The organism is Halobaculum sp. D14 (assembly GCF_051195135.1).
In the GTDB taxonomy this organism is placed as follows: domain Archaea; phylum Halobacteriota; class Halobacteria; order Halobacteriales; family Haloferacaceae; genus JBNTKA01.
On sequence record NZ_JBNTKA010000001.1, the window covers coordinates 674,303 to 687,538 of the forward strand.

The following is a 13,236-nucleotide window of genomic DNA, read 5'->3' on the forward strand; positions in this document are numbered from 1 at the left end:
GCGATTCGAGGCCGCCGCCGAAGCCGGCTACGCTATTCGAGGACGCGCTCGATGTCGCGTTCGAGCGCGTCGATGCTGTCGGCGATGTCGTCGACCATCGCGACCTGCTCTCTGTTCGCGGCCGCGACGTCCTCGATGGAGTCGGCGACCGCGGCGCCGCGGTCGGCCACCGAGTCGACGGTGCTCGCGATCTCCTCGGCGCTGGCGGCCTGCTCGTCGGTCGCGCTCGCGATTTCGGTGATTCCGGCGCTCGTCTCCTGAATCGAGTCGAGGATCTCCTCTTGGTTCTCGACGACGGTCTGAATCTCCTCGGCGACCGCCGTGATTTCGTCGGTGGTCGCCTCGACGCTGCTCACCGTGCCGTGGGTGAGTTCGCGGACGCTGTCGACGATTCGTTCGATCTCGTTCGCCCGCTCTTTCGACTGCTCCGCGAGCGACTTGATCTCGTTCGCGACCACCGCGAAGCCGTCGCCGGAGCCGGCGGCGGCGCGGGCGGACTCGATGTTGGCGTTCAGCGCGAGCAGGTTCGTCTCGTCGGCGATGTCGTTGATGACGTCGACGATCTCGTCGATCTCTTCGACCTGCTCGGCGAGCCGGGACGCGTCGTCGGTGACGCGCTCGGCCTCGGCGGCGACGTCGTCGACGGTGTCGAGCGTCTCCCGCGCCGTCGCCGCGGACTCCTCGGCGCGCGCTTTCGCCTGCTCGCTCTGTCTGCTCACGTCGTCGGCGCTGGAGGCGATTTCTTCGACCGTCGCGCTGAACGTCGACACCTCGCCTTGCACCTCGGAGAGGCTCTCGGACTGCTCGTCGGCGGTCTCGCTGATCTCCGCGGAGTTCTCGGCGACGCCGTCCGTCAGGTCGCGGAGTTCCCCGACCGCGCCGTCGACCTCGTCGGTCATCTGCGACTGGAGCTCCTGGATGCGGCGCTGCTGGTCGATGAGTTCGGTGACCTGCGTGAGCACCTCGACCGCCGCGACGACGTCGCCGGTCGGCGTCGTGATCGGGACGCCCATCGCGCGGGCGTGGTTGACGGAGCCGTCGGCCGTCTCCGCGGACCGAATCTCGGATTCGCGGACGACGTCCCCGGTCCGGATGACCTCCTCGGCGAGCGTCTCGGTCTGGCCTTCGGTGCCGAAGACGTCGTAGGCGTGCTCGCCGATGACGGCGTCGGCCGGGTAGCCGGTCATCTCCTCGGCGCCGCTGTTCCACCGCGTGATGTGGCCGGACTCCTCGACGACGAACGCCGGTTCCGGGAAGGAGTCGACGAGCGTCTCGAAGGCGTGCCGCCAGAAGGTCGCCGGGTCCGCGTCGCCCGCAGGCGCTATCTCGGAGGTCGGCTGCATATTGACAGTCATCTCGGGTCTACCTCGGATTTTGAAAATGTGGTATTTAGGACTTCGTCTGCGGCTATCATCAAAGATAAAGTGTGAATCGTGTGAATAAGTGAAGTAATTTCAACGGTCGGCGTCCCGGATTCCAGACGGCGCCCGGAGAGAACATCTACCCCGGAAACGTTCGTGTAGGTTCCCGGATGTGCCGATATCGACCGTCAAAGGCGTGAACGGCGCCGAACGAACGGCGGTCAGGGGCCGACGAACAGCAGCGGGAGCATGGCGAGCACGCCGACGAGCAGGCCGGCGGCGAGTTCCCGTCTGCCGCCGCCGGGGAGGTCGTCGCCGGCGTCGAGCGCCTCCGGGATGAACTCCGTGAGGACGAGGTACGTCATGGCGCCGGCGGCGAAGCCGAAGCCGACGGGGAGGAACCGGCGGGCGACCCGGACGAAGACGAACGCGAGCGCGGCGCCGACCGGCTGCGGGAGGCTGGAGAAGACCGCCCACCACACCATCCGCGACTTCGGGACGTCCATGGCGCGCAGCGGGATGGAGACGGCCAGCCCCTCGGGGACGTTGTGGACGGAGATGGCGACGGTCATGAACACGGCGAGCAGCGGCACCGCGGCGGCGACGCCGGGAACCGCGACGCCGCCCTCCAGCCCGATTTCGGCGAAGGAGACGCCGACTGCGACGCCTTCCGGGAACGAGTGGACGGTGAGGACGCCGAGGATGAGCACGAGCTTCCGGAAGTCGCCCGCCTCGTACTCCCGCGGGTCGACGTCGGCGTCGACGATGACGTCGTGGCTGACCGCGACGAGCGCGACGCCGACGAGGACGCCGGCGCCGACACTGAGCGGGCCGCCCGCCGCGAGCCCTTCGACGACGAGCCCGAACCCGGAGGCGGCGAGCATGATGCCGGAGGCGACGCCCCACAGCGCGACGTTCCACCTGTCGGAGAAGTCGTCGACGAAGAAGAACGGGAGCGCCCCAAGCCCGGTCGCGAGCGCCGTCACTAATCCGGCAGCCGTGACGAGCGCGACGTTCCCGAGCGTGACCATGTCGGCGGGTGACGCCGACCGGCCAAAAGACTATCTGATAAGTGATACGTTTAGGCGCGCCGAATCCGAGCGGCGGACGCGGGCAGCCGATTTGGCGGCTACTCGCAGCGCCAGCCGCGGTCGGTGCGGTTCAGCCGCTCCGCGCCGTCGTCGGTGACCGCGACGAGGTCCTCGATGCGGACGCCGAACTCGCCGGGCAGGTAGACGCCGGGCTCGACGCTGAACACCATTCCTTCGCGGAGTTCGCGGTCGTTGCCGGCGACGACGTACGGCTCCTCGTGGACGTCGAGGCCGACGCCGTGGCCGGTTCGGTGGACGAACTCGTCGCCGTAGCCCGCCGACTCGATGACGTCGCGCGCCGCCGCGTCGACTTCGGCGGCCGTCGCGCCCGGTTCGACGGCGTCGACGCCGGCCGCCTGCGCCTCCCGGACGACCTCGTGGACCCGCTTCACCTCGTCCGACGGCTCCCCGCCGAAGACGAGCGTCCGGGTCTGGTCGGACGGGTAGCCGTCGACGCGCGTCCCGAAGTCCAGCACGACCGGCTCGCCCGCCCGAATCTCGCGGTCGCCGTGCGTGTGGTGCGGCATCGCGCCGTTCGGCCCGGCGCCGACGATGGTGTCGAACGAGACGCCGTCGCCGCCGCGGCTCGACAGCCGGTTCTCGACGTAGCCCGCCAGCTCCGTCTCCGTCATCCCGACGGCGTCGGCGCCGAGGCCGCGGAGGTCCGAGACGACGGCGTCGGCCACCTCGCCCGCCCGCCGCATCGCCGCCAGTTCGGCGTCGTCCTTCCGGACCCGCAGCGCCGACAGCACGGACGACGCCAGCCCGAACTCGGCGTCCGGAAGCGCCTCGCGCAGGTCGAGCGTGAACCGCGCGTGCATCGTGTCGTCCACGAGGACGTCGTCCGCGCCGGCGAGTCCGAGGTCGGCGACGGCGTCGCGGACCGCGTCCATCGGGTCGTCCTCGTCGGCCCACGTCCGCACGTCCGGCACCCACGACTCGGCCCGCACCTGCTCGCCGTACAGCTCCGGCACCAGAAACACCGGGTCCGGAAGCGACTCTGCACCGTCGTCCGAGCCGCCGTCCATGTCGCCGTCAGCGTCGGCGGCCGGGACGAACAGCAGCAGGTGTCGCTCGCCGGGGTGTTCGTCGAACCCCGACGTGTACAGCAGGTTCGTGCTCGGGAACAGCACCAGCGCGTCGACGCCGCGGTCGCGGAGGCGGCGCTGCGCCTCCCGGGTGCGGCGCTCGTACGGAGTCGAAGCGTCCATGCAGGCCCGTTTCGCGCCTCCACAAATCAACGTCTGGATTGGGCGGCGCGGCGGGCAGCACCGCGGGTAGCGCCGCGGCGGCTTCGCCGTCTCCCCAACGGATTAGTCGCCGCCGGCTGTCGGTCCGACAGTGAACTCTGAGGACCGGTGGCTCGTGGCGTGGGGCGTCGGCTACGCGGCGGTCGGCGGCGCGTCCGTGCTGGTGCCGCTGTACGCCATCGCGCTCGACGCCAGCCTCGCGTTCGTCGGCCTCATCGCCGCGACCGCGGCGCTCGTCGGCGTCCCCGGCGCGCTCCTTGGGGCCGGCTCGCCGCCCGGACGAAGCGCCGCCGGCCGTTCGTCCTCGTCACGCTCGCCGCCACCGCCGGCACGCTCGCGCTCGTCCCGCTGGCGTCGTCGCCGGCGGCGGTGCTGCTGTTGAACGCGCTGCTGTGGTTCGCCGTCTCGGCCGCCGTCCCCGTGTTGAACCTCATCGTCGTCGAGGGCGCGCCGGTCGACGAGTGGGACGGCCGCATCGCGTCGCTGAACGCCTGGCAGGGGTACGGCTGGGTCGGCGGCCTCGTCGTCGGCACCGTCTGGACCGGCGTCGCGCCGCGGTTCGGCGTCGACGGCGTCGCCGGCCAGCGGCTCCTCTTTTTTGTGCTCGCGGCCGTCGCCGCCACGGCGCTCGTACTCGCACGCGCCTGGTACCCGGAGCCGGCAAGCGTCGACCCCGACCGCTACCGCCGCGTCTCCCGGCGGTTCTCCCGGACGGACTGGGGCGCCGGCCGCGTCCTCCGCGGCAGCCTCTACGGCCCCTCCCGCATCTACTGGGCGCTCACCGCCGCCGGCGGCCGCGGCGGCACCGGGTCGCTCCGAAGCCTGCTCGTCGGCGTGCCGACGCGGCTCCGCCGCTACCTGCTCGCAGTCGCCGTGTTCTCGTTCGGCTTCGCGGTGTTCTGGGGGCCGGTCCCGGCGTATTTGAAGGCGGACCTCGCTGAGGGCGCCGTGTTCGCGGTGTACCTCGCCGGCAACCTCGGCTCGGCCGCCTGCTACACGCCGGTCGGCCGGCTCGCCGGCCGCGTCCCGCACCGGACGCTCCAGGCGGCCGCGCTCGCCGTCCGCTGCGTCCTCTTCCCGGGCGTGGCGCTCGTCACCGCCGCCGCGGCCGGCGCGCTCCTCCCGGTGTACGCGGTTGCGTTCGGGCTCATCGGCGTCACCTGGGCGGTCATCGCCGTCACCACCACCGGCATCGTCACGCGGCTCTCCGACGAGGCGTCCCGGGGCCGCGCGCTCGGACTGCAGGCCGCAGCGGCCGGGGCGGCGACCGCGGTCGGCTCGGCCGTCGGCGGCGTCGTCGCGGGCGCCGCCGGCTACCTCGTCGCGTTCGCGGTGGCCGCGGCCGCGGTTCTCGCCGGCATCGCGCTGCTGCTCGCGAGCCGCTGAATCCGTCCGGTTCGCGGGTGCCGGAGACACAGCAGATGTCTGGACGCCGGCCGACTACCGGTCGAGCAGCCGGTCGACCTCGTCTCGCGTCGGCAGCGCCGTCATCGCCCCCTCGGCGGTGGTCGCCGCGGCGCCGACGGCGTTCGCAAACCGGACCGCCGCATCGACGTCGCGGCCCGCCGAGAGCGCCGCGATGGCGCCGGCGGTGAAGGCGTCGCCGGCCCCGGTCGTGTCGACGACGTCGGCGTCGAAGCCGGCGTGTTCGACCGTCGCGGCACCCCACGGCGCCTCCGGCGTCGACACCGCGACAGCGCCGGCCCCGCCGCGCGTCACGAGCGCCGTGTGCGGGCCCGCCCCGGTCAGCGCCGCCGCGAGCGCCGTCTCGGAGTCCGCGTCGCCGCCGTAGCCGGCCGGCGCGACGTCCTCGGGGGAGGCGACGACGACGTCGACGAGGCCGAGCGCCCGGTCGAGCGTGTCGGCGTAGTCGAACGCCGTCCAGAGGCTCGGCCGCGCGTTCGGGTCGAACGACACCGTCGCGTCCGCCGGGGCGCGCTCCAGCAGGTCGAACACGGCGGTCCGCGCCGGCTCGTACGCGAGGTCGACGCCGCCGACGTGCAGCCACGACACCGCCGCGAGCGCGTCGTCGACACCGCCGGGCCGGAGCCGGGTCGCCGCGGTGCCGTCGAGGTACAGCGAGAAGCGCCTGTCGCCGTCGGCGTCGCGGCCGACGACCGCCAGCCCGGTCGGCGCGTCCGGGTCGCGCTCCACGAACCGGTCCGGGACGCCCGCGGCGTCGAGCCGCTCCGCGAGGAAGTCGCCGAAGCCGTCGTCGCCGACGCGGGTCCACAGCGCCGCGGGGGCGCCGAGCCGGGCGAGGCCGACCGCGACGTTCGCCGGAGCGCCGCCCGGACGACGCCGGTACGCCGCCGCGCCGCCGACTCCGACGCCGGTCTCGACGGCCTCGCCTGCGTCCGCTGACTCGGCCGAGTTCTCCGCGGGCTCCCGTGCCGGGTGGAGGTCGACGAGGCACTCGCCGACGACCAGTTTCACCGCGCCACCCCGCGCTGCCCGCCCATCCGGCGGCGCCGGCCGCGCCGGCTGCCCCGGCTGCGTCGGGCTGCGGTTCCGTTCATGCGGCGTCGTCCGCGCCGGTGATACTTCGACCCACCGGACGGCTCTTGTCCGCCGAGCGCGAACCCCGAACCATGACTGACGCCGGGGACAGCGCGGAGGAACCGTCCGCCGAGCCGACGCTTCCGACGGTGTTCACGCCGCACGCCGAGGCGGTCGCGCGGGGCCGCGACGTCGACGCGGCCGCGCTCCGGGCGACGCTCGCCGAGATGCAGCGGTCCGTACATGAGTACCCCGGCGTCGCCGACCTGGTGTTCGAGTACCGCTTCGCGTTCAGCCACGATCCGCTGGTGGAGCGCGACGGCGACACGTACCTGCTGTTGGTGCCGCCGCGCGTCTGGCCGGAGTTCGGCGGCGCGCTCGGCGTCGACGACGCGACGCTGGCGGCGATGCGGGCGGTTCACTCGCGGGCGTTCGACGACGCCGTCGGCGAACTGGCGCGCGGCGACTGGGAGCCGCTGGTCGTCGTCGCCGACTGACCGCGCAGCCCCGTTTCGTCACCGGGCGTCGTCGACCCGGTCGTCACCGCCGTCGCCGTTTCTATCGTCGTTTCCATCGCCGTCGCCGTCCGGCCACACGTCCCGGCCGCCGTCCGACTGTTCCGGGACGGGCGACGACACGGCCCACGGGTCCATCTGTGCGGCGTCGCCCGTCGGCGCCGCGTCGGCCGCGCGGAGCCGGACGACGACGACCGAGCCGCGCGGGTCGTTCCCCTCGAACGTCAGTTCGCCGTCGACGCCGTTGATTATCCACCGGACGAGCCACAGCCCGATGCCGCTGGCGTGCTTGAGTTGGGTCTCGTGGCCGGACTCGACGGCGTCGCGGTCGTCGGCCGGAATCCCGGGGCCGTCGTCCGCGACGCGGAGCTCGACGGCGTCGTCGGTGCGTCGGACGCGCAGCCGAACCGCCGGCTCCTCGCCGTCGTGGTGCTGCACCGCGTTCTCGACGAGGTTCCACGTCGCGGTCGCGAGCAGCTCGTCGGCGAACCCGGTCGTGCAGTCGTCGACCTCGACGTCGACGTCCGCGTCCGGGAAGCGCGCCTCGGCGCGAGCGCCGACCTCCTCCGCGACGTCGCCGACGTCGACCGGGCGGCCGCCGTGGTCGGTGTCCGAGAGGGTCCGGTCGACGCCGCGCACCCGCTCGCCGAGCGTCGCGAGCCGCTTCGCCGCCCGCCGGATGTTGTCGCCGTACTCGCTGAGCTGCTCGTCGCCCTCGTCGACGATGACGTCTGCGTAGCCGAGCACGACGTTCAGTTCGTTCCGGAGGTCGTGCCGGAGCACGCGGGTGAGCACGCGGAGCCGCTGTTCGTACCGGTCGTTCGTCGTCGTGTCCCGGAGCGTGACGAGGTAGCCGGCGACGTCCGGGTCGTCGAACCGGTTGACGCCGACGCCTTCGAGGGTGCGCCAGCCGCCGTCAGCGTGCCGCGCACGGAACGTCACCTCCACGCGTTCGCCGGGGTTGTCGAGCGCCTGCGCGAACGGCTCGGCGACGCCGCGTCGGTCGTCCGGGTGGACGTACTGCAACAGCGGGTCGCCCTCCATGTCGGGTCTCGCGTAGCCGAGCGCGCGCTCGACCGCCGGGCTGACGTAGTCGAGGTTGCCGTCCGCGTCGCTGACGACCACGATGTCGTCGGCGTACTCCACGTACGCCCGGTAGCGCCGCTCTGCGCGCCGCCGGTCGGTGACGTCGCGGAACGACAGCAGGCTGCCGTCGGTCCCGCCGGGCAGCGGTTCGCGCTGCGGTTCGAGCACCCGGTCGTCGCCGTCGTCGCCCGGAATCGTGAGCGGTTCGTCCTCGTCGACGCCGCGGTGGGTGAGCGCCGCCGCGTCGTCCGGCAGCACCTCGTCGGCCGGCGCGCCGACGTCGGCGTCGTCGACGTCGAAGGCGGCCCGCGCGGCGGCGTTCGTGTCGACGATTCGGTTCGCGCCGTCGACGACGACGACGCCGTCGCGCATCTGGTCGAAGACGGCGTCGCGCGCCATCGACTGCTCGCCGAACAGGGCGTACCGGCGCGACGCCGCGAACAGGCAGGCGGCGGAGACGGCGAGCGCGATCGGCGTGTGGTTGACGCCGAAGACGCCCGGAAGCGGCAGCCACCAGAGCGCCTCCGTCACCGTCGGCACCGCGCCGGCGACGAACAGCAGCGCGTACCGGCTCCGGTCGCGGCCGTTCGCGCCGACCGCGCCGCGAACGAGTAGCGCCGCGGCGAACAGACACAGCGCCGCGGTGTAGACGCCGTGAACGCCGAGCCACCGGCCGGGAACGAGCACCAAGACCGGCGTCCCGGCGACGTCGACGCCGCGGTAGCCGGCGAACACGAACCGCGGGAAGCCGAGCGCGGCGGCCGCGGTGACCGCCGGCTCGGCCGCGAGCAGCAGCGCGGCGCCGGCGGGGAGCGACCAGTTCGGACGGGTCTGCGTGACCACCAGGACGGCCCAGCACGTCGCCGTCGGCGCGCCGAGCGCGACCGCGATGCGCGCCCACGTGAGCTGTGCGGCCGGCGCCGTCGCGGTGAGGTGGAAGCCGTGCGCGGTGGCCCACAGCGCCGCCACCACCGCGGCGCCGCCGACGAGCAGCTGCGCCTCCGAGCCGTGGCCGCGGGTCGCGCGGTAGAGAACGGGCCCAATCCCGAGACAGGCGGCGCCGGCCAGAAACGAGCAGGCCGCGAGCACCGGAAGTGTCGGGAGGGCCACCATCGGCTGTCTGCGGTTACTGTCTACCCACCGGGTATAAACGCACCTCCAAAATTATCAGCCGAGATACCGGACCGCGGCGTCGGCGGCCGCGGCGCGCCGGCGCCGACGCGGCCGGCGGCTTACAGCCCGAGTTCCCGGCCGATGACGACGTGCTGAATCTCGCTGGTCCCCTCGCCGATCTCCATCAGCTTCGCGTCGCGGTAGAACCGCTGGGGCGCGAAGTCGGTGGTGTAGCCGTAGCCGCCGAGCACCTGCACGGCGTCCTCCGCGACCTCGCGGGCCGCCTCGGAGGCGTCGAGTTTCGCCAGCGCCGACTCGCGGGTGACCGAGTCGCCGGCGTCGTACTTCGCGGCGGCGCGGTGCGTGAGCAGCCGGGCGCGCTCGGTCTTCCGGTGCATGTCGACCAGTTTGTCGCGGATGGCGTCGAACTTCGAGATCGGCTGGCCGAACTGCTCGCGGTCGCCGGCGTACTCCCTGGCGGCCTCGAAGGCGCCCTGCGCCAGCCCGGTCGACAGCGCCGCGATGGAGACGCGGCCGCCGTCGAGCGTCTTCATCGTCTGCGTCCAGCCGTCGCCCTCCTCGCCGAGCAGCCGGCTCTCCGGGACGCGGACGTCGTCGAACTGAATCTCGCAGGTCGGCGAGCAGTTCAGCCCCATCTTGTCCCACACCGTCGTCACCTCGAAGCCGTCGTCGTCCGGGTCGATGATGAACGTCGAGATGCCGTCGTAGCCCGCCTCCGGGTCCGTGACGGCTTTCACCAGCACCGAGTTCGCGACCGACGCGTTCGTGATGAACTGCTTCGTTCCGTTGATGACCCACTCGTCGCCGTCGCGCTCGGCGGTCGTCTCCATGTTCGAGGCGTCCGAGCCGGAGCCGGGTTCGGTGAGCGCCCACGCGCCCATCCCGTCGCCCTCAGCGAGCGGCCGGAGCCACGTCTCCTTCTGCTCGTCCGTCCCGAACAGCTCGATGGGCTTCGAGCCGAGCGACACGTGCGCGGCGTACGACAGCCCGATGCCGCCCGACACCCGGCCGAGTTCCTCGGTGACGAGCGCGTACATGAGCTGGTCGCCGCCGAGCCCGCCGTACTCCTCCGAGACGGGGACCCCGAGCATGTCGAGGTCGGCGAGCTGGTCGAATATCTCCGCCGGGAACCGGTGGTCGTCCTCGACGTCCTGCGCGATCGGCGCGATTTCCGCCTCGCAGAACTCCCGGACCTGGTCCCGAACCATCCGGTGCTCCGCGGGGAGGTCGAACTCCATGGGCAAAACTTGCGGAACATCCATGATAAAGGGCGCGGAGTGTCCCCCGCGAATCCCCGTCGCCGTGAATCCTCGTCGCCACGAGACCGCAGCGGCAGTGTTCAGAGAAGCGATAACCGGCCGGAAAATCTCCGTCGGGTGGGGTTGAAAGGGGCCGCCGTCTCGACGAACCCGGACGAAGCAAGGACCGCAGGACGGAGTCCGAGGACCGCAGCGAGTCCCGGGAGTCGAGACGGCGGGGGCTTTCGAGGGCGTCTCACCGTCGATTCTCGTGTACTCGCTCTTCTCTGAACAGTACCCCGACGCCCGGGCGACGATTTAATGCGGTACGGCCCGAATTTCTCGGTAGTGGAGCTTCGCCGACTGGTCCGCGGCAGCGTCGACTGGCCGCGGCTCGAAGCCGTCGTCAGCGACCTCGGAGAGCGGTACGGCCGCGGCGACGCGCACGTCCGGTTTCTCGACGCCGACAACTGGCTGTCGACCCCGTTCGTCCTCCGCGCCGGCGACGAGGAGTACTTCGTGAAGGTCATCACGAAACAGAACTCGCTGGTGCACGCGCTGTTCACCACGGGCCGGAACATCGGCGCGTTCACCTCCGGCACGGAGGGCTTTTTCGAGCACTTCGGGACGCCGTACCAGATGGCGGAACACGAACTGGAGGCGACCGAGCGGATGCGCGCCATCGGCCTGAACGCCCCGGAGCCGGTCGAGGCGCTCGAAATCGACGGCCTCGGCGTCCTGGTCTTGGAGTACCTGCCGGCGTTCCGGCCGCTCGACGAACTGGACGCGGACCGCGAGCGGACGCTGGCGCCGGCGATGTTCGACGCGCTCGCGACGATGCACGAACACGGGCTCGCCCACGGCGACCTCCGCGCCGAGAACGTCCTGATTCTCGACGGCGACCTCTACTTCATCGACGCCACGAACGTCCGCGCCGACGGCCAGGAGGGCGCCCGACTGTACGACCTCGCGTGCGGGCTGGCCGCGCTCGCGCCGCTCATCGGCGTCCGCGACGCCGTCGACGCCGCGCTCACCGCCTACCCGACCGGGGACGTACTCGCCGCGCGCGACTACCTCGACTTCGTCGCCATCCGCCCCGACCACGACTTCGATGCGCCCGGACTCAAAGGCGAAATCGAGCGCCGCGCCGCCGCCGACGAAGACGCCGCAGACGCCGCGGACGCTGCCGCCGCAGCGACCCCCGCGGACGGCTTCGTGGACGGAACTACCGACGAGGGCAGCGGCGATGCAGCACCCAACCGCGACGACGACGTCGCCGACGAGCGTCGGAACGCCGACTCCGACGACGGTTCCCGGCCGACCGCGGGCGATGACAGCTGACGAAGGCGCGCCGCGCCGCCGGAGGCCACACCATCGTCGGTCCGTCGGTGTCGGGCCGATGACACGCCGACGTCCAGCGGGTGCTGCGAAACCACTCGGGGTCGCGGCGCGGTCCGACCGGCCGCGTTTCCCGCATCTATTTCACCTCCGCAGCGCAAGTTTTGCCCATGAGTTCAGGCTCCGACGGAGTGTTCCAACACTACATCGACGGCGAGTGGGTCGACGGCGCAGGCGCGGAGACGTTCGAGAGCGTGAACCCGGCGACGGGGGACGTGCTCGGGGAGTTCCGGCGCGGCACGGAGGCGGACGTCGACCGGGCGGTCGCGGCGGCCGACGACGCCTTCGAGGAGTGGCGGGAGCTCAGCCACATCGACCGCGCGGAGTACCTCTGGGACATCTACCACGAGCTGAAAGAGCGGCACGACGAGCTCGGCGAAATCGTGACGAAAGAGTGCGGCAAGGAGATCAGCGAGGGGCGAGCGGACGTCACCGAGGCGTGGCACATGGTGGAGTGGGCCGCCGGCGACGCCCGGCACCCGAAGGGCGACGTGGTGCCGTCGGAGATTCCGAGCAAGGACGCGTACATGCGGCGGAAGCCGCGCGGCGTCGTCGGCTGTATCACGCCGTGGAACTTCCCGGTCGCCATCCCGTTCTGGCACATGGCCGTCGCGCTCGTCGAGGGGAACACGGTCGTGTTCAAGCCGGCCGAACAGACGCCGTGGTGCGCGCAGATTCTCGCGGAGATGTTCGACGACAGCGGCATCCCGGACGGCGTGTTCAACCTCGTCCAGGGGTACGGCGACGCCGGCAACGCCGTCGTCGAGGACGACCGCGTGGACACGGTGCTGTTCACCGGGTCGGCGGAGGTCGGCCACGAGATCGCCTCGAAGGTCGGCGGCGAACCCGGGAAGCTCGCCGCCTGCGAGATGGGCGGGAAGAACGGCATCGTCGTCACGGCCGAGGCGGACCTCGACGTCGCCGTCCACTCGGCGGTGATGTCGAGTTTCAAGACCACGGGGCAGCGCTGCGTCTCTTCCGAGCGACTCATCGTCCACGAGGAGGTCTACGACGAGTTCAAACAGCGGTTCGTCGACGTCGCCGAGTCGGTTGCGGTCGGCGACCCGCTGGACGAAGACACGTTCATGGGGCCGCTCATCGAGCCCGAGCACCAGCAGAAGGTGTCCGAGTACAACCAGTTGGCGAAAGACGAGGGCGTGAACGTGCTCGTGGACCGAGAAGAACTCGACCCGTCGGAGATTCCGGACGGCCACGAGGACGGCAACTGGGTCGGCCCGTTCGTCTACGAGGCGGACCCCGACGCGGACCTGCGGTGCACCCAAGAGGAGGTGTTCGGGCCGCACGTGGCGCTCATGGAGTACTCGGGGGACATCGAGGACGCGGTCGAGATTCACAACGACACGGACTACGGGCTGGCGGGCGCCATCATCTCGGAGGACTACCGCGAGATCAACTACTACCGCGACAACGCGGAGGTCGGACTGGCGTACGGGAATCTGCCGTGCATCGGCGCGGAGGTGCAGCTGCCGTTCGGCGGCGTGAAGAAGTCCGGGAACGGCTACCCGTCGGCGCGGGAGGTCATCGAGGCGGTGACCGAGCGGACGGCGTGGACGCTGAACAACTCGAAGGAGATCGAGATGGCGCAGGGGCTCTCCGCCGACATCAAGACCCGAGACGAGTAGCTCCGAGACGAGAGTTCGGCT

The 13,236-nt window shown here is 71.8% G+C and carries 9 protein-coding genes and 1 pseudogene; 4 read left to right on the top strand and 6 right to left on the bottom strand.

The genetic code is table 11. The annotated features are described in order from the left end of the window. Window positions 1–32 precede the first annotated feature (32 nt). The 3 genes from ACQUST_RS03385 to ACQUST_RS03395 form a co-directional block, all read right to left on the bottom strand. Window positions 33–1,355, bottom strand: coding sequence for a methyl-accepting chemotaxis protein (locus ACQUST_RS03385; protein ID WP_435124930.1), 1,323 nt, complete (start codon window positions 1,353–1,355; stop codon window positions 33–35). A gap of 227 nt (window positions 1,356–1,582) precedes the next feature. Next, entirely contained in the window at window positions 1,583–2,392 is an 810-nt protein-coding gene (locus ACQUST_RS03390; RefSeq protein WP_435124932.1) for a ZIP family metal transporter, read from the bottom strand. Window positions 2,393–2,490: 98 nt separating this feature from the next. Beyond that, the gene (locus ACQUST_RS03395; protein ID WP_435124934.1) at window positions 2,491–3,663 is read right to left on the bottom strand and encodes a M24 family metallopeptidase; all 1,173 of its coding nucleotides are present in this window, start codon (window positions 3,661–3,663) and stop codon (window positions 2,491–2,493) included. Window positions 3,664–3,822: 159 nt separating this feature from the next. On the opposite strand from ACQUST_RS03395, the gene ACQUST_RS03400 reads away from it, so the two are divergent. Then, window positions 3,823–5,088, top strand: a complete 1,266-nt coding sequence (locus tag ACQUST_RS03400; protein WP_435124937.1) for an MFS transporter — start codon at window positions 3,823–3,825, stop codon at window positions 5,086–5,088. Between the two features lie 54 nt (window positions 5,089–5,142). Here ACQUST_RS03400 and ACQUST_RS03405 read toward each other — a convergent pair whose 3' ends face one another. After that, complete coding sequence (locus ACQUST_RS03405) at window positions 5,143–6,138, bottom strand: carbohydrate kinase family protein (RefSeq protein WP_435124939.1); 996 nt, start codon at window positions 6,136–6,138, stop codon at window positions 5,143–5,145. 155 nt (window positions 6,139–6,293) lie between these two features. Between ACQUST_RS03405 and ACQUST_RS03410 the strand changes: the two genes are divergently transcribed. After that, complete coding sequence (locus ACQUST_RS03410) at window positions 6,294–6,698, top strand: hypothetical protein (RefSeq protein ID WP_435124940.1); 405 nt, start codon at window positions 6,294–6,296, stop codon at window positions 6,696–6,698. An 18-nt stretch (window positions 6,699–6,716) separates the two neighbouring features. On the opposite strand, the gene ACQUST_RS03415 is transcribed toward ACQUST_RS03410, so the two are convergent. Both ACQUST_RS03415 and ACQUST_RS03420 read right to left on the bottom strand, forming a co-directional pair. After that, window positions 6,717–8,915: a PAS domain S-box protein gene (locus tag ACQUST_RS03415; protein WP_435124942.1), complete on the bottom strand. Its 2,199-nt coding sequence runs from the start codon at window positions 8,913–8,915 to the stop codon at window positions 6,717–6,719. Between the two features lie 119 nt (window positions 8,916–9,034). Further along, a complete protein-coding gene (locus tag ACQUST_RS03420; RefSeq protein ID WP_435124945.1) occupies window positions 9,035–10,174 on the bottom strand; it encodes an acyl-CoA dehydrogenase family protein in 1,140 nt (379 codons plus the stop codon). A 348-nt stretch (window positions 10,175–10,522) separates the two neighbouring features. Between ACQUST_RS03420 and ACQUST_RS03425 the strand changes: the two are divergent. Further along, window positions 10,523–11,326: pseudogene (locus tag ACQUST_RS03425) on the top strand (RIO1 family regulatory kinase/ATPase domain-containing protein); the annotation flags it as partial. A gap of 356 nt (window positions 11,327–11,682) precedes the next feature. Next, a complete protein-coding gene (locus tag ACQUST_RS03430; protein WP_435124947.1) occupies window positions 11,683–13,215 on the top strand; it encodes an aldehyde dehydrogenase family protein in 1,533 nt (510 codons plus the stop codon). Window positions 13,216–13,236: the final 21 nt, after the last annotated feature.